This is a genomic window from Peteryoungia wuzhouensis (assembly GCF_003205195.1).
Lineage (GTDB): Bacteria > Pseudomonadota > Alphaproteobacteria > Rhizobiales > Rhizobiaceae > Allorhizobium > Allorhizobium wuzhouense.
The window spans coordinates 136,382-157,948 of sequence record NZ_QJRY01000002.1 but is presented as its reverse complement, the minus strand read 5'-3'; the positions used below and the strand labels follow the sequence as shown (position 1 = coordinate 157,948).

The window sequence follows — 21,567 nt, the reverse complement described above, 5'->3', positions numbered from 1 at the left end:
CGATCCGTTCATCGTCTCCGGCCGGCATGTCCGTGATCGACATGGCCCAAACCCGCATTTTCTAAGCGACTGGTATGGTCTGGAGGACGCTGTCAAGCGTGCTGAGCAACAGGTCGGCCTCGGCAATACCGAATGGCAGAGGTGGCCGGATTTTCAAGACATTGGCATTGGGCCCCGATGCGCTGATCAGAATGTTGCGCTCCCTGAGGCCGTTCACCACGGCCGCTGTCTCCTGCGAGGCGGGCCTGTCGAAGGCACCGCCCCGAAGCAATTCGACGCCAATGAAAAGACCTGCGCCGCGAACTGAACCTATGATCGGATGGCTCTGCGACAAGGCGATGAGCCCGTTGCGGAGATGGTCTCCTGTTGTCCTGGCGTTTTCCACCAGTCCTTCATCCCGGATAATGTCAAGAACCGCCGTGGCTGCGGCCATCGCGACGTTGCTGCCGCCAAAGGTGTTGAAGTAGCGCGACTTTTTGCCGAAATCGTCCAGCAGGTCGCGGCGCGACACCATGGCTGCGACAGGATATCCATTTCCCATCGGCTTGCCCATCGTGACGATATCCGGGGTTAGTTCGTGGCGCTGAAAGCCCCAGAAACGGTCGCCGGTTCGGCCAAAACCCGCCTGAACTTCGTCGGCGATGAAGAGGCCCCCCGCCTCACGAAACAGCTGGACTGCCGGGGCGAGGAAGCCCGGCGGGTCCGAGAATATGCCGTCGCTGGAAAAGATGGTGTCAACCAAAAGCGCCGCAGGGCGCACGCCCTGGCGCCGCATCTCGGCCAGGGCACCTTCCACGCCCAAGGCAAAGGCTGCGGCGACATCGCCGCCTTGCCGCGGATCAAGGGGAGCGTCGACTGCAAAGACATCACGACCGGGCGGCACGCCCGACCCGAGAGACGGCGACAGGCCGGCGATCGTTTCGGTGACCCCATGGTAGGCCAACCGGGTGATGATGATGCCGCTGCCGCCTGTGGCACTCTTGGCGACACGAATGGCCAGATCATTTGCCTCGCTTCCGGTGCAGGTGAACATGACCCTGTCGAGCGCTGAGGGGAAGAGATCCAGAAGCCGTTCGGCAAAGTCCAGAACGCCGTCACTGAGATAACGCGTATGCGTGTTCAGGATCGACATCTGCTTCGTCACGGCCTCGATCACGCGGGTGTGGCAGTGTCCGACGGACGGCACATTGTTGTAGGCGTCGAGAAAGCGCCGACCTTCCGCATCGTGCAGCCAGACCCCTTGCGCAGAAACCGGGTGAAATGGCTGGTCGTAGAAGAGGCGGTACGAAGGCCCGAGCAGCCTGTCCCGTTTCTCGACGGTTTCGCGGTCACGGTCATCCAGCCTTTCGGCCTTCGACGGGTCGAATGCATTGATCATTGCTTGAGATCCACTCATGCCAGTTCTCCCTGTGACGCGCGCTGGAATTTCTCATCGACCTGATCGGCGGGCAGGGCGGCGAGAGCCAGCAGACCCGCCACAGCGCTTTTCTGGTTTCGCAAGATATAGTCCCGGTTTTCGGGGTATTGGGAGGCGCGCCAGTTTGTGATGATGACCGTCATCGCCAGGCGGGTTGCAAGCAGCACAGGAAGCGCTGCAACCTCGTCTGGGCGCAGGGGCATCACCGACCGGTAGGCGGCCAGAAACCGGCACAACGGCGCAAGTGGTTCGGAGCCGTTCGCAAAAAGATAGGAACACGCTACCGCGATATCGCAGGCCAGCGGGCTCTCTACCATGTCACCGAAATCGATCACGCCCGCGATGGCGCCCGTTTCGGGCGAGACGAGCACATTGTGCGGATTGAGGTCATTGTGAATGACCTGGTGACGGAGTGGAGCGAGCGCGATCGACTCAAAACGATCAAGCGCGTCGGAGGCGAGGCTCCGGTGGAGGGGGTCTTCGGTCATAGGGAGATAGGCACGCAATTTCGCCGCGTGTTTGAGGTCCCAGAGCAATTCGTGGCCGGCGCCCGGGTGGCGGAAGCCGGACAGCGCCTGGCCCATCTTCGCGGCCGTCAGGCCCAGGCCGGTCTGCTGTTCGGCGCTTGTCACATCCCCGGTCATGGGGACGCCGTCGAGATAACTCAGCATGTAGCAAAAGCGTGTTTGACCCTCGACATCGCTCCACGGGAAAATATCTGTTCCGTCAAGGGTGCGGATGACCCGCTGGATCGGAAGGTCGGGCGCGACCTGTTCCAGGTGTCGCATGGCGCCGACGCGGAAGTCGATTGTGGATCGGGCTTCGGCCGCATTGGCGACCTTGAGCAGAAATTTCGGGCGACCATCGATCATCAGCATAAAGTTCTGATCTCGTTCGCTTTTGAGCGCCTTGGCGGCAACCTTGAGGCCGTAATGCTCTGAACTGACGGAAACCGCTTCGTCGAGGGTCATCGCAACGGATGTGGTTGTCAGAGAGTCCCTGGGACGCAACACGCGCTCAAGGTCATTCATGTTTCGTACTCCTGTCTCTGGGTGAACCAATCGTCAAGTAAAGATGATATATCATATATCATGACACACCTGCAAGGCGGCCTGTATGGCGCCCGTTTGGGTGTCGCGATGGAGTAAAACCACCAAAAAGGTTAGGGTGAAGTCATCGGCAAAGGCAGTTGACGCCCGACGGAAATTATGTTCGGTATACCATATCACAAAATAAGCTGCTCGAAATTAACGGCGGCACGCAGACTCTTGGGGATCTTATGCAGGGAATTCATTCCGAACCTGGAAGTGCAGTGGGAGCGTCAGCGGCGGTTGCGGCGCAGGCTGGTCAGTCAGTGCCAATGCGTCGTGAGGGGCAGGCTCCGGGCAAAGGGGCAGAGCTTGTTCGGCTCGTCGACGTCTCGAAGACCTTTGGCACGAAGGAGGCGTCTCATACGGTCCTTCAGGACGTGAACTTCAGCATCGTCTCGGGAGAATTCTTCATTCTCCTCGGTCCGTCCGGTTGCGGCAAGACGACCCTGCTGCGTTTGCTTGGGGGCTTTGAATATCCCACAACAGGTATCATCGCCCTTGACGGGGTTGATCTATCGAATGTGGCGCCGCATCGGCGACCGATCAACACGGTATTCCAGTCTTACGCGCTCTTTCCGCACATGACGGTCCGCCAGAACGTTGCCTATGGGCTGCGTATGCTGAAGTGGCCGACCGACAAGCTGAATGCCAGGGTCAGCGAGGTGTTGGAACTCGTGCGGCTCAGTCAATTTGAAGGCCGGCGACCGGCGCAGTTGTCGGGTGGCCAGCAGCAGCGCGTTGCACTCGCACGGGCTCTTGCGCCTTCGCCGCGGCTGCTTCTGCTCGACGAGCCGCTGTCTGCTCTGGATCTGAAGCTTCGCAAGGGAATGCAGGCTGAGCTGAAGCGGCTGCAGCGCGAGACGGGGATCACGTTTGTCCTCGTGACGCATGACCAGGAAGAAGCGCTGGCGATGGCGGATCGTGTCGCCGTCGTGGATGGTGGTCGGGTTCTGCAAATCGGGCCCCCTGAAGACGTCTATACCAAGCCAACGAACCCGTTCGTCGCTGATTTCATCGGGGAAGCAAACCTCGTTGCCGGCGAGCTGTTTGGTCGCCCGGGCATGGTTCTCGCGCTGCGGCAGGAAAGCCTGACCTTCTCGCCCGGTCCGGGTCGGATGCGTGGTGTCGTGTCTGCGATTACTTTCCTCGGCAGCGATATCCTGTACGAGGTGAAGGTCGGCGAGGGGCAGACCGATTTGCGCATGCGTGGACGTCGGGAAACCACGCCAAAGCTGGATGTCGGCGCGGAAGTTTTTGTCGATTGGGCCGAGGCATCTGAGTGGTGGATGTCCAAATGAGCCTCATTCGTCCTCGATCTGCCGCGCTGCTTCTCGCCCCTGCGGTTCTTGCGATTGTCGTTTTCATGGCGCTGCCATTGTTGCTGGCGCTCGCGGTATCCTTCATGACGGCGGATACCTATGGTGGCGCCCATCTTCCCCTGACATTCTCCGCCTATGTGCAATTGTTGTTCGAACAGGATTTTGATGAGTCGTGGGCATTCACGGCGAGTTATCTTCAGATTTTCGTCCGTTCGACACTGCTTGCCATCGCCGCCACATTGCTGACGTTGCTGTTTGCGCTACCGGTCGCATGGCACATCGTTTGCCAAAGACCTGAAGTCCGAAGCTTGATGCTCTTTGCGATCACGCTTCCCTTCTGGACCAATCTTCTGATCCGGACGTATTGCTGGGTCCTGATTTTGCGCGACCACGGGCTTGTCAACCAATTGCTTGTCGGAAGCGGTGTCGTGTCGGCGCCTGTCGCCCTTTTGTACAATAATGGCGCTGTCTTGCTGGGGCTGGTCTATTCATTCCTGCCCTTCATGGTCTTGCCGATTTACTCGACGCTCGAGCGCATGGACACCCGCCTCATCGAGGCATCTCACGATCTCTATGCCGGCAGGATCCAGACACTTCTAAACGTGGTCTGGCCGGCCGCAAAACCTGGCGCAGCAGCCGGCGCCATCTTGGTCTTCGCCCCCGCCCTCGGCGCATTTGTCACGCCGGACCTGCTCGGTGGCGGCAAGGTGATGTTGATCGGAAATCTCATCCAAAACCAGTTTTCCTCGGCCCGAAACTGGCCGTTCGGAGCGGCGGTGGCGATCATTTTGACGGCAATCGTGCTTGCCGCAATTTGGGTACAGACAAAGCGCGAAAGCCGCATGGGGGAGGAAAGAACATGAGTGCGGGCGATAATGTCCTCCAGGCAAAGGCGCTTTTGGCCAAGACCTCGACCAAAGCTCCGTTTGATTGGCGTCGAACGCCGGGCCTTGGCGTGGCAACCGGTTCTGTTTTCGCGTTCCTTTATCTGCCGTTGATCGTCCTTTCGATCTATTCCTTCAACGGCGGTGACCAGGTGACGGTTTGGAGCCATGTCAGTTTGCGCTGGTTTCGGGAGATCTTTCGAAATGACGCCATTCAGCTGGCGACCTGGAACAGCCTGATCGTCGCGACGGCGGCGACAATCATCAGCACGATTTGTGCAATCTGCGCGGCGATGGCTCTTGAGCGCGGTGCGCGCTTGGCGGGGCGGAACCTGTCGATTTCCCTCATTGCGATGCCGCTCGTGGTCCCGGAAATTGTGACCGCGGTGGCGACGCTGATCTTCTTCACGTCCATTGGGCTGAAACTGGGCATCGGCAACCTGATCGTCGCCCATACGGTTTTCTGCATTCCGTTCGCGATGCTGCCCATCCGGGCCCGGTTGCGGGAGATGGGTGAGGCCGCAGAAACGGCAGCGCGCGATCTTTACGCCAGTGAGTGGAAGGTCTTTTGGACCGTCACGCTGCCGCTTCTTATGCCGGCCGTTCTTTCCGGCGTCATGCTCGCATTCGTCACCTCGCTGGATGACTTCATTATCAGTCAGATGGTTGCCGATCCCGGCATGACGACTTTGCCAATGTACATCTACGGGATGATTAGGCTTGGCGTGAAGCCGGAGGTCAATGCGGTGTCGACGCTTCTCCTGCTGGCGTCCATGACGCTGGTCGGCGGTGCCTATCTGCTTTCGAAATACAAAAAATAACCAACATAAAAGGAGAACGCGATGAAATTGGGATTTGTAGTCAAGTCGGCAGCAGCACTGTTTCTGCTGTCTACAACGGCAGCTTTTGCGCAGGAGGAGCTGTATTTCTTCAACTGGTCCAATGCGACCTCGCCCGAACTGCTGGAGAAATTCGAGAAGGAAACCGGGATCAAGGTGATTGTCGATGTCTTCGACAATAACGAAACGGCACTTGCAAAACTGAAGTCCGGCACTGGCGGCTACGACGTCCTTGACGCCACCAGCGATTTCCTTCCGATCTACATCAAGGAAGGCTTGCTTCGGGAAATCGACGTCGCGGGCATGCCAGGCTTCGACAACATTGATGACAAGTGGAAGAAACCTGTCTGGGACCCGGAGGCCAAGTACTCGCTCAGCTGGTATTGGGGCACCACCTCGTTTGCGGTCGACACAGCCGTTTATAAAGGACCGACTGACAGCCTGTCGATTTTGTTCGAGCCCCCGGCAGAACTCGTCGGTAAAATCGGGATGTTTTCATCGCCCACCGAGGTGATGTCGCTGGCGCTGACCTATCTTGGCAAGGATCAGTGCAACACCAATCCGGCTGACCTGAAGGAGCTGCAGGCCTTGCTTGAGAAGCAGAGGCCAGCTGTCAAACTCTACAACTCAGACGCCGTTGTCGAGCGGATGTCTTCGGGCGAGACGGCTGCAAGCCAGGACTGGAACGGGGACGCGATGCGCGGGCGCCTGGCGCGTCCGACGGTCAAATTCGTTTACCCGAAAGAGGGGATGGTCGCCTGGGCTGAGACGCTGTCGATCCCGAAGACCGCCCCGCATCCGGAAAATGCAATGAAGTTCATCCAGTTTCTGATGAAGCCGGAGAACTCGGCCTTGCAGGCGAACTTTGTCCGGTATGCCAGCACCATCAAGGGAGCCGAACAATACTACATTCCCGAACTGCAAGGTGCCCCTGAACTGACCATTCCGGAAGGAACCCGGCTTGTGTTCTCCGAGCCCTGCGGTGAGCAGGCGATCAAGTACTACGACAAGATCTGGACCAAGCTGAAGAACTGACGCGAAAGTGCTGCCGCGACCGGCCCGCCACTCCCGAGGCCGGTCGCGACTGCCTGCTTGAGCAGTATTTTGCGGGGACGCAATCGACGCAATTGCATCGAAAGCCTGAGAGCCTGCCCCCGACGAACTCTCGATACGCAGTGCCCGAGGCCAACCGTTTCCCCAGATCAAGGGGAACCGGAGCGGCGCGCTGTGCGCAAACCATGAACGGAGGCATTCGAATGCACCCCCATCTGTCTAACGCGTCATCCTCGCTGCTTGACAATCTTCAGCCCCCCGCTGTGCCGCTTGACGTCCTCATGTCTTTCGCCAAGTCCCACTATGGCTTAAGCGGGACCTGGAGTGAGCTGTCTGGCGAGCGTGACCAGAACTTCCGCGTCAGCGATGACCAGGGTGGCGTCTGGCTCTTCAAGCTCTGCAGTCCGCGAGAAGCCGATGGGGTGTTCGAGGGCCAAGTCCTGGCACTGGAACATATCGCGCGCACAGACCCCGGCCTTCCGGTTCCGCGCGTCAGGCACACCAATGATGGCTTGTTATTGGCAAAGCTCCATCATGCCGGCTTGGATCATTGCGTGATCGTGCTGTCTTATCTGCCAGGCAGCGTTTTGGGAGCAGCACCGCTTTCGAGCGAGCGGCTGTATGAGGTGGGCCAGCTGGTGGCGCGGTTGGGCCGGGCCTTGCGCGGTTTCATTCATGCTGGTCCGGCGACGCGCCATCTGGCTTGGGATCATCGCCACCTGGCAGATCTGTTGCCCCATGTGGGCGTGTTGCCTAAGGAGCAACAGGCCCGTTCGGCACGGCTCATCTCCGCATTCTGCAAAGACCGGTTGCCGATCCTCGAAACACTGCGCTCCCAGATTATCCATGGTGACGCGCATCCCTTCAATACCTTGACGGATGGGGAAGGCATCGTTGGCGTGATTGATTTCGGCGACATGATTGCCGGTGCACTCATTCAGGATCTGTCCAACACCCTTGCGGACTATCTGATACCCGGCGCCGACAATCAGCGCATCATGTTGGAAATTACCAAGGGCTATCATTCGATTACGCCCCTCGAAGAGCAGGAGCTGGAGGTCTTGCTGCCCCTGGTGGAAACCAGGATCTTGATGAACCCATTGATCCTGGGTCTTCGTTCACAAGGTGGGGCCCCGGAGTCGATCTTCGAGGATTACTGCCGACGCGCATTTCCCTTGCTGGATGAACTTGAAGCTCAGCGCACGGTGTTTGTGAATGTCCTGCGGCGCGGTGCTGCCCTTCCGCCCCTTTCGACCTTGGTTTCGGACAGCGTCGAGGGCATGCTGGAACGTCGCAAGAGTGTGATGGGCAAGAAGCTCTACATGTTCTACGACACGCCGCTGCATCTGGTGAAGGGGCAGGGCGTTTGGCTGACGGCCAAAGACGGAAAGTCCTACCTCGACTGCTACAACAACGTGCCGCATGTTGGCCATTGCCACCCCTATGTGATCGGGGCAATCGAGCGCCAGATGCGCCAACTGAACACCAATACGCGTTATCTGTCTGAGCAGTCGATCGCCTATGCCGAACGGTTGACGGCCACGCTGGATAAAAGCCTGAGTGCCGTCATCTACGTCAATTCCGGCAGCGAAGCGAATGACATTGCGTGGCGCATGGCGAAGGCGTGGACGGGACGCTCCGGCGGCCTGGCGATGGATTTTGCCTATCACGGCGTCACCGACGCCATTGATCCCTTTTCCCCGTCCAATGACATGGAAAACTGGAAGTTCCCGCATATGCGGGTCATCACACCGCCGGACGACTATCGGGGGCCGTTCAAGCGGGGAGACAATAACATCGCTCAGCGCTATGCCGATCTGGCGGATGCGCCGATCAGCGACCTTGCGCAATCCTCCTATGGTGTCGCCGCCGGCATGGTCGATTCAGCCTTCATGACCAATGGCATGCTGGATGTGCCACAGGGCTATCTCTCTGCGGTTGCCAGCAAGATCAGGGCCGCAGGCGGACTGTTTATCGCTGATGAGGTTCAGTCCGGCTTTGGACGCATGGGGACGGCCATGTGGGGCCATCAGCACCACGGTGTCGTGCCGGATTTCGTGACGATCGGAAAACCTGCGGGCAACGGGCATCCCATCGGAGTCCTTATCACCCGGCCGGAGATCCTCGACCACTTCACGAAAACGGCTCCCTTCTTCTCCACCTTCGGGGGAAACAACGTTTCATGTGCCGCGGGCATCGCGGTCTTGGATGTCATCCGGGACGAGAATCTGGTCGAGAACTGCAAGACCACCGGTGCCTATATGAAGGCGCGCTTGCTTGAGTTGAAAAACAAGTTCGATCTGATTGGCGATGTGCGCGGGGTCGGTTTGGCGCTGGGCGTCGAACTTGTTCGCGATCGGCACACTCTGGAGCCGGCCAAGGCAGAAACCAAGCGCGTGGTGGACTTGATGCGCGAGCAAGGCGTTCTGATCGGTTCAGAAGGTGTGCTTGGCAACATTCTGAAGATCAGGCCGCCTGCCGTGCTCCAGCCCGCCCATGTCGACATCGCCGTGGCAGCGCTGGAACAGGCACTGCTCAAAATCTAGCAATCGGAAAAGGGTCTGGTCCGGCAAGACCGCTGGGCAGGCCTTGCCGCGATCATCACGCTGAGCCTCACCATAAGGGCTGCCTTTGACGTGTTGATCATTTCAATGGCCGAAAGGCGCAGCAGAATACTCAATGACCAACGAGATTGGATGGCATGACATGAAAGCGGACTTGATCATTCTCGACGGAAACGTCCTGACGATGGATGACGAAGCTCCGAGAGCCGAGGCTGTGGCCGTGGCAAACGGCAAGATTGTCGCTGTCGGTTCGAATGCCGACATCGGCGCGTGGCAGACACAGTCGACCAGAGTGATCTCGGCGCGCGGCGGAACTGTCTTGCCCGGGTTCGTCGAGGCCCATATGCATCTCTTTGGCGGAGGCTCCCAGCTGGCGCATCTTGACCTGTCGGGTGTGCTCGGATTCGAAAACGTCGCTGCAGCAGTCAGAGATTATGCTGCGAAAAATCCAGAGACGAAGCTCCTGACCTGCAAGATGGCCAGCTACATGATGTTGGGGGAGGGGATCCGTCTCGACAGACACCATTTGGATCGGATCCTTCCGGATCGGCCACTTGCCTTCATCTCGTTCGACAATCACACCATGTGGGGCAACACGCTCGCGCTTGAAAAGGCAGGGTTGCTGCACGGTCTCAAGCTGAGCCCTGGCAATTCCGTCGTCATGGGTGACGATGGCCTCGCCAATGGCGAGCTCAATGAAGCGGAAGCCTATGGGCCGCTTCTTGTCTTCGGCGGTCTTGACAGAGCGATGCTCGGCTTGACCACCGGCGGCGAACCCGATCCGAAGCCGAGCGCGGCCGAGTTCGCCGCCGATGTCCGAACGGTGAAGGAGGCGTTGAAATGGTGTGCCCAGCACGGGATCACATCGATCCACAACATGGATGGCAACCTTTACACCTTCGAGATCCTCGAGGAAATTCAGCGTGATGGCGATCTCCTGTGCCGTGTGAAAGTGCCGTTCCACTACAAGAACTTCATGAAACTGGATGACCTCAAAAAGGCGTCATTCATGACGGAGCGTTACAACTCCGAATGGCTGTCCAGCGGTCTTGTGAAAATGTTCTATGACGGCATTCTGGATGGGCACACGGCCTATATGGTTGACGGATATGCCGATCAGCCTAGTTTCAAGGGCGAACCGCTTTTCTCGCAGGAACAGTTCAACGAGGTCGCGATCGAGGCTGACAGACTGGGGCTGCAAATTGCCGTCCACGCCGTCGGCAGCGGGGCGGTTCACTCTGTGCTGAACGGCTATGAAGCCGTTGCTCGCGCCAACGGACCCAGAGACCGGCGTCATCGGGTAGAACATATCGAGGTCATCCATCCTGACGACCTGCCCCGTATTGCAGAACTCGGCGCGATCGCCTCGGTGCAGCCGCCGCATCCGCCCGGCGTCATGGGCATTCCGTTGGAACCAACGCTCACGGTGGTTGGTGAGGATCGGTGGGAGTATTTCTACGCCTTCCGCACCATCAAGGAGACAGGGGCGCACGTTGTCTTTTCCTCAGACTGGCCTGTTGCCGATCTGAATGTGATGCGGGGAGTGCACGCCTCCATGGATCGCACGCCCTATCTCCCGCATTTGCCTGACCAGCGTTTCTCGCTTCATGAGGCACTTCGGGGCTATACCGTCGAGGGTGCCTATGCGGAACACGCTGAAGATCTCAAAGGCAAGCTCAAGGCTGGCATGCTTGCCGATATCGTCGTGCTGTCTGCCGATATTGAGGCTGTGGCGAAAAATGACATTCCCGCCATTCGGCCCCTTGTTACTATATGCGGTGGAAGGATAACCTTCGAGGCCACGCAGTAGTGCCTATGTCGTCACGGGGCGCTCGAAAGGGCGGCCATCAAATTGCTGGCTTTATCGGGTCGGACATCTGTTTCTGCCCTAAGTTGATCAAGAGGGGAATCGTTTGCGCTACATTCGTCCGAGTTCATTAGAAGATGCCATAGGGCTGTTGAATGAGGCCCCGGGCAAGGCCGCCATTCTGGCCGGCGGAAGCGATCTGCTGGTGAGAATGAAAGGCGGCTTTACCGAGCCCGACCTTATCATCGACATCAAGAGCATCGATGGATTGAGCCGCATCACGGAAGGCGACGATGGTTTCGTCATCGGTGCCGCAGTCTCCTGCGCAGTCCTCGGCGAGACTGTCGGTCTTCGGCGCGCGTGGCCCGGCGTTGTCGAAGGGGCGAACCTGATCGGCTCCAAGCAGGTGCAGGGACGTTGCACGATCGTCGGCAACCTCTGCAATGCATCACCTGCGGCCGACAGTGTGCCGGCGCTGGTGGCGGCCGGTGCCAAGGCCCTGATCAGGGGACCAGCCGGCTCCCGCACGATCCCGGTCGAACAGGTGCCCGTGGCCCCTGGCAGGACGTCGCTCGCCAAGGGCGAGATCATCGAAGCCATTTTGCTTGGCAAGCGCCAGCCGAATTCAGGCGATGCCTACCAGCGGTTCACGCCGCGCACGGAGATGGACATCGCTGTTGTCAGTGCTGCCGTCAACCTGACACTCGACGATCAGGGTGTGGTCCAGTTTGCGCGCGTCGCCCTTGGGGCTGCGGCACCGACCGTGCTTCTCGTCGAAGCGGCAGCCGAGATTCTTGTCGGTTCGCGTGTCGATGAGGAGACGTTGGAGCGCCTCGCCGAGACGTGCTCTGCCGCCTGTCGCCCGATCGACGACAAGCGTGGCACGATCGAATTCCGGAAAAAAGTTGCGGGTGTGCTGGCCAAGCGGGTCGCGCTCACCGCCTATCAACGTGCGGGACAGAAGTGATGGCAGGCATAGCAGTTTCCACGACAATCAATGGCGACAACGCCGAATTCCTCTGTCATCCCGACGAAACGCTCCTTGACGTGTTGCGTGATCGCCTGGGCCTCATGGGGGTGAAGGAAGGATGCGGCACCGGCGATTGCGGCGCTTGCAGCGTCATTCTCGATGACCGTCTGGTCTGTTCCTGTCTGGTGCTTGGCGCCGAGGCAGAAGGCCGGAAAATCGAGACCGTCGAGGGCATGGCCCAGGGTGACAAGCTCCATCCGCTGCAGCAGAAATTCCTCGAGCATGCCGCGCTTCAATGCGGGATCTGCACACCGGGCTTTCTGATTGCGGCGAAGGATCTTCTCGCCAAGAACCCGGATCCGACGGAAGAGGAAATCCGGTTCGGCCTTGCCGGAAATCTCTGCCGTTGCACCGGCTATGACAAGATCGTGCGCGCCGTCCAGGACGCCGCCAGCGTGATGAGAGGAGCATGACCATGGATTTTGATCCCAGCCACGCCAAACGCAGCTTCTCCTCCGTTGGCACCCGCCCCATCCGACCGGATGGGGTCGACAAGGTGACGGGCCGCGCCCGCTATGGCGCAGATTTCAATATGCCGGGTCAACTGGTCGGGCGCATCCTGCGCAGCCCCCATGCCCATGCGATCATTCGCAAGATCGACACATCGAAGGCCGAGCAGCTTGCCGGCGTCAAGGCTGTGCTGACAGCGGCGGATCTGCCCGACTTCACCGATGGTGACGCGGCGATGTATGACATTCTCGACAACTGCATGGCCCGCAGGAAGGCGCTCTACGACGGGCATGCCGTCGCCGCCGTGGCCGCAGTCGATGCGCGCGTCGCCAAACAGGCGCTCAAGCTGATCGAGATCGAATACGAAATCCTGCCGCATGTCACCGACGTTGACGAAGCGTTTGCGGATGGCGCCCCTCTGATCAATGACACGATCATAACCGCGGGTGTTGAGCCCAGGCCCGAGCGCGCGTCGAATGTCTCGATGCGAAGCCAGTTCGGCCACGGCGATGTCGATGCCGGCATGGCAAAGGCCGACGTCGTGGTTGAGCGGACCTTCAAGACCGAACAGACGCATCAGGGCTATATCGAGCCGCACGCCTGCGTCGCCAATTTCAACGCCGATGGCACGGCGGAACTCTGGGTTTGTACGCAGGGGCACTTCGTCTATCGCCAGCATTGCGCCCAGTTGCTGGGGATCGCGGCCTCCAAGCTGCGCGTGACGTCGTCCGAAATCGGCGGTGGCTTTGGCGGCAAGACCCATGTCTGGGCCGAACCGGTCGCGCTGGCGCTTTCGCGCAAGGCTGGCAGGCCGGTCAAGCTGGTCATGACGCGCGACGAGGTGTTTCGCGCATCGGGTCCCACGAGTGCCACGTCGATCGACGTGAAAATCGGCGCCATGAAGGACGGAACGATTGTGGCTGCCGACGCGACGCTCCGCTATTCTTGCGGTCCCTATACCGGCGCCTGGGCCGAGACCGGGGCGATGACGGCATTTGCCTGCTACAAACTCGAAAATGTCCGGACGGTCGGCTACGAAGTGCTGGTCAACCGGCCAAAGACCGCCGCCTACCGCGCACCGTCAGCGCCGATGGCAGCTTTCGCGGTGGAAAGCGCCATCGACGAACTTGCCAAGAAACTCGGCATGGATGCGGTCGACTTCCGGATCCAGAACGCGGCAAAGGAAGGGACCAGGTCGTCTTACGGCCCGGTTTACGGCCCGATCGGAATCGGCCCGACGCTGGAGGCGGTGAAGAACCACCCGCATATGAAGGCACCCCTGGGCGAGAACCAGGGGCGTGGCATGGCCTGTGGCTTCTGGTTCAACTTTGGCGGCCAGACCTGCGTTGATCTCAACATCGGCATGGACGGCACGGTTTCGCTGGCGGTTGGCACTGTCGATGTCGGCGGCTCGCGCGCCTCGCTGTCGCTGGTCGCGGCAGAAGAACTCGGGATCGATTACGGTCAGGTCAGAGCGGTGATCGCCGACACGTCCAGTCTCGGCTACAATGACATGACCGACGGCAGCCGGGGAACCTTCTCATCCTCGATGGCCACCATTTCCGCCGCGCGCAACGCCATGAAGACCCTGCGCGAGCGCGCCGCGCAAATGTGGGATATTCCCGTCGAGGAGGTGGCCTGGGAACGCGGGCATGCGGTCGCCACGGGGAGCAGTCACGGCAATCTTCCGCCTCTCTCCCTCAAGGAGATTGCAGCGGCCTCCGGCAACACGGGTGGGCCAATCGCCGGTCACAGCGAACTCGTGGCCGATGGCGCCGGCGTGTCCTTTGCCACGCACATCTGCGATGTCGAGGTCGACCCCGAAACGGGCGGCACCAGGGTCCTGCGTTACACCGTGGTGCAGGATGCCGGCAAAGCCGTGCATCCGACCTATGTCGAAGGACAGTATCAGGGCGGCGCGGCGCAAGGCATCGGCTGGGCGCTCAACGAGGAATATATCTACGGCAAGGACGGCAGGCTGCAGAATGCCGGCTTCCTTGACTATCGTATTCCCGTCTGCTCGGATCTGCCCATGATCGATACGCAAATTCTGGAGATCCCCAATCCCAACCATCCCTATGGGGTTCGCGGCGTCGGGGAGACCTCCATCGTCCCGCCGCTCGCAGCGGTGGCCAATGCCGTGTCCAACGCCGTGGGTGTGCGAATGGAGCATATTCCAATGTCGCCGCCGCGGATCCTGGCGGCGCTCGATGCCTGAGGAGGCCAGATGGTCGAGGTAACGTTGTGGGGCTCGCTCGCGGCAGCGGCCGACAACAACAGCAAGGTCGAGATCGAGGCAAGAAATATCCGGGAACTGTTCAAACGGTTGGCTGAACGGTTCCCGGCGCTCGAACCTCTCATGGACCGAGGCATCGCGGTGGCCATCGACGGAACGATCTATCGCGACACCTGGTCGAAGGAACTGCCGACGGGAGTGGAAATCTATCTGCTGCCAAGGCTGGCCGGCGGCTGAGGGTTCGCCGCGCTTTGATCGGCAAGCAGCACCCTTCACCAGCTTGCTGTTCTGATGTAGACGGGTTGGCAATTGCGGATCAAGGCGGATCGCTGTACGCGATACCAAGTGTCGGTAGCCGGTGGAGCGCATTGCCCGGATTGCGCGTGAGGCGCGTGACAAGTCACGCCATCCCGCCTGACCCGTCCTTGCGCCAATCAACCGTCCTTGCGCTTGCGTGCTGCATTATGGAAAACGATATTTGGGACGTTGCGCCAAGTCTGGTGCCAAAATCGGCGAAACTGGTGCCGACCAAGCGTAAAACGAGGCGAAGCAGAGAGTGCCGGAAGTGTCTGTTAAGCAGAAAAATGCCAATTATTTCAGAGCTCCGGTGTTTGCTGTCGCGCCGATGATCGACTGGACGGATCGGCATTGCCGGTATTTTCATCGCCAGCTGTCTTCCAACGCGCTGCTCTACACCGAGATGGTGGTGGCGGATGCGATCATTCATGGGCCGCGTGAGAAGCTGCTGTCGTTCAATGAGGCAGAGCATCCGGTCGCGCTGCAGCTTGGCGGGTCGGATCCGGGAAAGCTGGTCGAGGCGGTCCGGATCGCTTCGGATTACGGCTATGACGAGATCAACCTCAACGTCGGCTGTCCCTCGGACCGGGTGCAGTCGGGGACGTTCGGGGCCTGTCTGATGCAGACGCCCGAGGTGGTCGAGGCCTGTGTTGCCGCGATGAAACAGGTGGCGACGGTGCCGGTTACCGTCAAGTGCCGGATCGGGGTGGATGATCAGGAGCCGGCCGAGGTGCTTCCCGATTTCCTCGCCCGGATGGTCGGGGCAGGGGCCGACGCGATCTGGATCCATGCGCGGAAGGCCTGGCTGAAGGGCCTGTCGCCGAAGGAGAACCGGGAAATTCCGCCGCTGGATTATGAGCTGGTCTACCGGATGAAGCGGGAGAACCCTGATGTCTTTCTCGGGATCAATGGCGGGATTTCCGACCTGGATCAGGCACTTGCGCATCTCTCCGTGATGGATGGCGTCATGCTTGGGCGGGCGGGTTATCACAATGCCACCCTGCTCACCGAGGTCGACCGGCGGATCTATGGCGACGCGTCCAATCCGGTCGACTGGGACCGGGTGCGGGATGTCATGATCGCCTATGCCGAGCGGGTGATCGCGTCGGGCGGGCGGCTCAACCATGTCACGCGGCATATGGTCGGGCTGTTCCAGGGCTTTGCCGGCGCCCGGCGTTACCGGCAGATCCTGTCGTCGGAGGCTACGAAGCCGGGTGTTTCGCCGGACCTGATCGCCGAGGCCTTTGCGGCGGTCGACATATCCGGTGGGCCGAAGACACAGGGCGCATCCGGTAGCTCCGAAGCTGCGGAATAAGCTAGCGCGGCATCCTGGCGTTTTTCGGGCCGGCGTATTTCAGAGCGGGTTTTTCAGGCCCCAAAAGCGAGAATGGCGCCCCGGGGGACGCCATTCGAAACTTTTGATCAGGCAGCCTGGATGTTGACGGCCTTGGGGCCCTTGCCCATGCGATCCGGCTCGGTGTCGAAGGTGACCTGCTGGCCATCCTGCAGGGTCTGCAGGCCCGAGGCCTGGAGCGCGGAGATGTGGACGAACACGTCCTTTGCGCCGCCTTCCGGGGTGATGAAGCCGAAGCCCTTGTCCTGGTTGAAGAATTTAACAGTGCCCTTGGTGGCCATGGGGATAGTCCTTGTTCCCGTGTTGTCGTCTGCGCCACGGCCGGCGAACCGGAAGCGGCAGGGTTGAAGTTCCGCCGAAACGGAACCGTCGAGGGATCGCGATAACGGGGAAAGAACGTCTACCGGCGGGAGAAAGCCCCCAAGGACCGCCTGGGCGGTCGATACAAATCGGTCCAGTCTCCGGGATCATTGCTGCCCGAACGCCAAAAGAGGTAGGGGCATTTCCGAACCTTGGCAAGTACGAAAAGTCACACTTGCGCGCGCAAATTTTTGTCAACGGCCTGAATTCCTTGAGATTTGATGGGTGGTAACGATGCCATGTCAGCGCTTGCCGTCCGGCCGAGCGCCGCCGGGCGGCTGCGTCACGACCGGGGACGACGCGGTGTTCCGTCTTGAAGCGGCCTCCATCCGGGTTTAGGGGAAGGGGGATCGGGCCTGGGGCGGGGCCGGTCGGACGCGGGAGTGAATGAGTATGGCGAAAACGGGTGCCGCGGTGATCGATCCTTACGAGCTTCTGGGCGTGGCGCGCGATGCCGACGATGCCGCGATCAAGGCGGCCTATCGCAAGGTGGCAAAGACCGCCCATCCGGATGCCGGCGGCGATGCCGAGGCCTTTGCGAAAATCTCCGTCTGCTACGAACTGCTGAAGGATCCCGTGCGCCGCCGCGTGTTCGACGATACCGGCTACGATCCGCAGCTTGCCGAGCCCGCCGACCTCAAGGGTCTGATCGTCTTGGAAACGCTGATCAACGACATGATCCTCGACGAGCGGGAGCCCGGCAGTTTCGATCCGGTCGCGGGGCTGCGCCGCAAGCTCACCGACGACATCCTGAAATGCCGCTTCCATATTCTCGAGCTGGAGCGCCACCGGGCGCGGGTGCGCAAACATCTCGACCGGCTTGGCCGGCGGCCCGACACCGACGTGCTCGGCTCGATGCTCAGGGCGCGGGCGCAATCGATCACCGATGCCATCAAGGCGTCGGAGGTGCAGATCGGCGCGATCGAGCGGGCCTATTCCATGCTCGAGGGCTATTCCTATGAGATGGAGCCGCTGGCGCCCGAAGTCGAGGCCGAGGATCTGCCGAAGGCGGCGGAGTAGGGGCTCCGTCTTTCCCCTCCCAAACCCTCCCCACAAGGGGGAGGGCTTGACCCGGCGGCACTGTCCGCAGGTGTCCTTGCCTGCGGCATACCCCCCTCTGTCGGCTGCGCCGACATCTCCCCCACAGGTGGGGAGAGTGGAGGTCGGGGCCTCGTGCTTCGAGGGGCGCAATCGCGCCCACCTCAGCATGAGGGGGTGCGTGACGGGGCGCATTTTCTGCACGGCGGGGAGAAGGTGGCGCGACAGCGCCGGATGCGGGGGCCACCCTCCCCTTGAGGGGGAGGGTCGGACCGCAGGTCCGGGGTGGGGTGTCCGCTTCTCCGGATATCTGCTGGCGACCAGCCTGGTGTCACCCCTACCCGCCGCTCTGCGGCGACCTCCCCCCTCAAGGGGGAGGTGGGTGGGCGCCCTCATGCCGCGGTGCCCGGACTGGCGGAGGGGCGTTTTTCCGGTTTTATGTGGTGCCAGCCGCAGCGGTAAAGGGCAGTGGCCTGCGGGTTGGGATCGCTGGCAGCCCAGGCGGCGAGGGCGGCCCGTTCGTGTTCCGGATGTGGGCCGGGGCGGGTGTGGATGCGGTGGAGCCTGGCGAGCGCCAGTCGAAGCTTGGCGGCTGCCTCCGCGTCTTCGGGCCATTGGCGGGGCTCGATTCCGGGGCTGACATGCGGGTGCAGCTGGCCGGCCATGTCCCGGAGCTCCTGGTGCACGATGGGTTTGGCCTTTGCCGCGCAGGGCGGGAGAGATACGCCCGAGGCCAGCGGCAGATGCGCGCGAGGCGCCTGACCGCTGCAGTGCCGGCTGCGCCGGCATTGGCGCCGCGGGCAGCGGAGTGGGGTTGCGTGTTCGTCGAGAAGGTCGCGCAGCAGGCGCAGTTCCAGCGGTTCGGGGACGGGGGCTTCGGTGGTCTGATGGTCTGGCATGTCGGGCTCCTTTCTGTGTTTTGGCAATTCGCGAAATTGGGAGGGCGAGGGCGGGGCGCTGATGCGACGTCCTCATGCTGAGGTGCCCGCGTGAAGCGCGGGCCTCGAAGCATCCCTCTTGGTTGCTGTATCGGTGGCCTCGCCCTTCGAGGCCGGGCGTTGCCCGGCACCTCAGGATGAGGGGAAATCATCTGGCCAAGCTTCGCCGCCGGTCGGGATCATCTCCCTCCGGGTGGGCTGAAACTTGTCTCGGACGAGGCGCCAGAAGCAACCTGTCTAAGTAGTTTTATGTGGCTCCTTCCGGCGCCTCGTTCGGCGTCTATTCCCGCTGCATGCGTCTCTCTGGCAAGGCGGCGACGGTCCTCGTCATCCTCGGGCTTGACCCGAGGACCGAGGATTGACCGGGCGCGGGTCCGGCTGCGGCGGCACACGAGGTGCCGCTTCAGCCTGGCCGGTGGCCCGGGAGGTTCCCGCCGGATGGTGCACCATTCCGACCGGGACCCTCGCCCGGGGGATGATCGTCTGGCCATTTGCGGCTTAGGCCGTCATCCCCGCCGTTTGTTTCGCCCCGCTGTCTGGGTGTTCGCGACAGCGCGGGCGCCTTGTCTGTGTGCCTCTGAGGCACGTCCTTCCGATCAGGGTATCCAGGCTTTGGGGCATCCAACCCCATCACCCTCGTCAAGCCCTTCGTCCGGAGGGAGACCGTTGCAGCGGGCCGGGGATTTGTGCCTGCGACAGCACTCGCCCCCGGCGCCGGCCCCGCCTCGCCTGACATCGCATCGTCAGGTGTATCCGAGGGCGGGACGGGGATGAGTCTACGGGAGGAAAAAGGGTGGGGGATGAAAAAATGTTTCGGGGTTTGATTTTGTTGGGAAATCGCTGCGGGGCATCCCCCTTTTTTCGGCAGTTAGCTGAGGTTGAGTTGGCGAGCCATTCTTTCGCGGGTGCTATCAACAAGTGATCGCCGTGCATTTAGCAGTCAACGTCAACGGTACACTGGTAGCCGATCCGATCAGGGGTTGTCATCTTTATGAATTGCACTCTAATATTCAAAATAGTAGCGACTTCAGCCAGGGTATTTCATGCGAAGATTGAATAATCAGTGGCCAAATACAGATAACGCCAAGCTGTATAAATTCTTTGCGGAAATTTGTCTTGAACTTGTCGATGATCGCTCATGGGAGAGTTACAAGGCGTATAGTCTTTCGACGATATCCAAACTTATCGAGTTATCGAAAGCTTGTGAATCTGTAAAATCTGGTTCCTTTGGCAAGCCGGCTTTAAAAGTGATGATCGAGGAGTGCAATGAGTCACTCCACAGTGATCCTATTGCATCATCGATAGTTTCGAAAAACATGAGAGTTATTCCAAGCTTCGAGCTTTCATACGACTCAACCTTGGAGGAAATTCGTTCGAATTGTAGGATGTTGATATCCATCCTAGAGCCAGAATTTAAGAAAAAAGCTGAAGCACTTATAACTGAAGAGATCGCATCTGGTGGAAGCAAAATAAAAATATTCAAATATACAAAATTATATATATCGCACCTGGTTAATTCAGGTAATAGCAAGAAATACGTCCGTAGCTGCTTGGAGCGGATTTTCTTAGATCGCGACATACAGCGATGCAGCTCCTCTCTGTTGTTAGGCCTTTTTCAAAATTTCTCTGAAACTGAGTTCAGCTACAGCGTCTATTGTTCGGTGAATTCAAATTTTGCTCGCATGGTTTCCCGTAGTTTATCGGCAGAAATTCTTTCTCTAAATGGTGGGGAATACAAAAAGATTGAGATTCATCTTCCTGTTGCATTCAATACGACTAAGAACTCTTCCATTATACGTTTTGATAAAGTACCCGGTAATAACCCCTATGCAGCAGCGGAACTAATCTTCAATGTCTTGCGGCAGTTAGAGTCAATAGTTTTCCTTTATCCTGGTGCAGTGCGTGCTCATTGGGCCTCGGACGCTTACGTGGTTCAAAGCAAACAAAATCGGGGTGTCATCTGCTCGGCAGATTCAAGCTTTCTTAGTCACCGTCGAAATGTTGCTTCAGTGCGCAAGACGACCACATATGTGGAGAACCTGTTTGAGGTTATGTATAAACACGTGAGGCGTCGAGATTCTTTTGCTCCTAAACTATTTAGATCCATAACTACGGCTGCACTGGCTGAAAAAACAGAAAGCAAACAAGCGCAACTCGTAACAATATGGGCTGGATTTGAAGCAATTCTTCCTGAGCTTGTTTCTGAAGATAGCGTAAGAATAAATCACTTCATAAAATACATTGTCCCATCTGTTGTTTTAAGTTATCCTATTGACAATATAATAGAGTGCTATTCGAATTTCGGAAAGATATTTGGTAGGCAGTTCAGGGATTTTGTTTCGGATAACGGAGTCGGCAGCGATCAAGCGTCGAAGTTTTTATCGATCATAGTTCTTGGTTCCCCTGTGATGAAGAAGGATATGTGTGAGCTAGTCTCGACTAGTCCACTTGCGTTGAACAGGCTCTGGTTTCTTGAGTCTAAATTCAGCGACCCAAAAACCTTCTCAGAATACATATTTTCCCATGAACGCCGGGTCTCATGGCAGATTCACCGGATTTACAGGGAACGCAATTTGATTGTGCATTCTGGAGCAACCAGTCCTTTTCTTGGGCCACTCACAGAGAATGCCTATAACTATTACTCGAAGATGATAAGTTCAATTGAATCAGCGTCAACTATTTTTAATAACTTGGGCGTGCAGGAACGCCTGACTCTCATCCGTCATTTCAAAGACGAGAATGATAGATTGCTGAAGGTTGGAATAAATACGCAAAGCTCGGAAGCTAAAAAGAAGTTTGTTTTTGAATATGTTCAAAATCGTAGATTTATCAATTCGAAATAGTTTTGAGGGGCGCCTAAATTTATATAATCCAAGTGCAGCCCCTCTCT

17 protein-coding genes are annotated in these 21,567 nt (G+C 59.1%); 13 read left to right on the top strand and 4 right to left on the bottom strand.

Annotation, left to right across the window (positions count from 1 at the left end; translation table 11 throughout):
• Window positions 1-61: 61 nt before the first annotated feature.
• Together DMY87_RS06635 and DMY87_RS06630 are read right to left on the bottom strand one after the other, a co-directional pair.
• Window positions 62-1,396, bottom strand: a complete 1,335-nt coding sequence (locus tag DMY87_RS06635) for an aspartate aminotransferase family protein (protein ID WP_110790522.1) — start codon at window positions 1,394-1,396, stop codon at window positions 62-64.
• Entirely contained in the window at window positions 1,393-2,448 is a 1,056-nt protein-coding gene (locus tag DMY87_RS06630; protein WP_110790521.1) for a phosphotransferase, read from the bottom strand. The genes DMY87_RS06635 and DMY87_RS06630 overlap by 4 nt, the downstream gene beginning before the upstream one ends.
• 158 nt (window positions 2,449-2,606) lie before the next feature.
• Here DMY87_RS06630 and DMY87_RS06625 point away from each other — a divergent pair, with 158 nt between their 5' ends.
• The 11 genes from DMY87_RS06625 (at window position 2,607) to dusA (ending at window position 16,302) form a co-directional block, all read left to right on the top strand.
• Window positions 2,607-3,806, top strand: coding sequence for an ABC transporter ATP-binding protein (locus DMY87_RS06625; RefSeq protein WP_425353472.1), 1,200 nt, complete (start codon window positions 2,607-2,609; stop codon window positions 3,804-3,806).
• Complete coding sequence (locus DMY87_RS06620; RefSeq protein ID WP_110790519.1) at window positions 3,803-4,690, top strand: ABC transporter permease; 888 nt, start codon at window positions 3,803-3,805, stop codon at window positions 4,688-4,690. Before DMY87_RS06625 ends, DMY87_RS06620 begins: the two co-directional genes overlap by 4 nt.
• A complete protein-coding gene (locus tag DMY87_RS06615) occupies window positions 4,687-5,532 on the top strand; it encodes an ABC transporter permease (RefSeq protein ID WP_110790518.1) in 846 nt (281 codons plus the stop codon). The genes DMY87_RS06620 and DMY87_RS06615 overlap by 4 nt, the downstream gene beginning before the upstream one ends.
• Before the next feature lie 21 nt (window positions 5,533-5,553).
• Window positions 5,554-6,585, top strand: a complete 1,032-nt coding sequence (locus DMY87_RS06610) for an extracellular solute-binding protein (protein ID WP_110790517.1) — start codon at window positions 5,554-5,556, stop codon at window positions 6,583-6,585.
• Window positions 6,586-6,884: 299 nt separating this feature from the next.
• The gene (locus DMY87_RS06605) at window positions 6,885-9,149 is read left to right on the top strand and encodes an aminotransferase class III-fold pyridoxal phosphate-dependent enzyme (protein WP_165826166.1); all 2,265 of its coding nucleotides are present in this window, start codon (window positions 6,885-6,887) and stop codon (window positions 9,147-9,149) included.
• 160 nt (window positions 9,150-9,309) lie between these two features.
• Entirely contained in the window at window positions 9,310-10,977 is a 1,668-nt protein-coding gene (locus tag DMY87_RS06600; RefSeq protein ID WP_110790983.1) for an amidohydrolase, read from the top strand.
• Window positions 10,978-11,080: 103 nt separating this feature from the next.
• The gene (locus tag DMY87_RS06595) at window positions 11,081-11,941 is read left to right on the top strand and encodes an FAD binding domain-containing protein (protein ID WP_110790515.1); all 861 of its coding nucleotides are present in this window, start codon (window positions 11,081-11,083) and stop codon (window positions 11,939-11,941) included.
• Window positions 11,941-12,417: a (2Fe-2S)-binding protein gene (locus DMY87_RS06590; protein ID WP_110790514.1), complete on the top strand. Its 477-nt coding sequence runs from the start codon at window positions 11,941-11,943 to the stop codon at window positions 12,415-12,417. Before DMY87_RS06595 ends, DMY87_RS06590 begins: the two co-directional genes overlap by 1 nt.
• A 2-nt stretch (window positions 12,418-12,419) precedes the next feature.
• A complete protein-coding gene (locus DMY87_RS06585) occupies window positions 12,420-14,672 on the top strand; it encodes a xanthine dehydrogenase family protein molybdopterin-binding subunit (RefSeq protein WP_110790982.1) in 2,253 nt (750 codons plus the stop codon).
• A 9-nt stretch (window positions 14,673-14,681) separates the two neighbouring features.
• Window positions 14,682-14,927, top strand: coding sequence for a MoaD/ThiS family protein (locus DMY87_RS06580; RefSeq protein WP_110790513.1), 246 nt, complete (start codon window positions 14,682-14,684; stop codon window positions 14,925-14,927).
• Window positions 14,928-15,315: 388 nt separating this feature from the next.
• Entirely contained in the window at window positions 15,316-16,302 is a 987-nt protein-coding gene (gene dusA / locus DMY87_RS06575) for a tRNA dihydrouridine(20/20a) synthase DusA (protein WP_245408861.1), read from the top strand.
• 107 nt (window positions 16,303-16,409) lie between these two features.
• Here dusA and DMY87_RS06570 read toward each other — a convergent pair whose 3' ends face one another.
• The gene (locus tag DMY87_RS06570; protein ID WP_006724570.1) at window positions 16,410-16,622 is read right to left on the bottom strand and encodes a cold-shock protein; all 213 of its coding nucleotides are present in this window, start codon (window positions 16,620-16,622) and stop codon (window positions 16,410-16,412) included.
• Between the two features lie 472 nt (window positions 16,623-17,094).
• Between DMY87_RS06570 and DMY87_RS06565 the strand changes: the two genes are divergently transcribed.
• Window positions 17,095-17,721 carry a DnaJ domain-containing protein gene (locus tag DMY87_RS06565; RefSeq protein WP_425353485.1) on the top strand — a complete coding sequence of 209 codons (627 nt, stop codon included), beginning with the start codon at window positions 17,095-17,097 and terminating at the stop codon, window positions 17,719-17,721.
• Window positions 17,722-18,131: 410 nt separating this feature from the next.
• Here the strand turns inward: DMY87_RS06565 and DMY87_RS24015 are convergent, their stop codons facing one another.
• Window positions 18,132-18,638 carry a hypothetical protein gene (locus DMY87_RS24015; protein ID WP_133253005.1) on the bottom strand — a complete coding sequence of 169 codons (507 nt, stop codon included), beginning with the start codon at window positions 18,636-18,638 and terminating at the stop codon, window positions 18,132-18,134.
• A gap of 1,082 nt (window positions 18,639-19,720) precedes the next feature.
• Here DMY87_RS24015 and DMY87_RS24010 point away from each other — a divergent pair.
• The gene (locus tag DMY87_RS24010) at window positions 19,721-21,520 is read left to right on the top strand and encodes a hypothetical protein (protein WP_133253004.1); all 1,800 of its coding nucleotides are present in this window, start codon (window positions 19,721-19,723) and stop codon (window positions 21,518-21,520) included.
• Window positions 21,521-21,567: the final 47 nt, after the last annotated feature.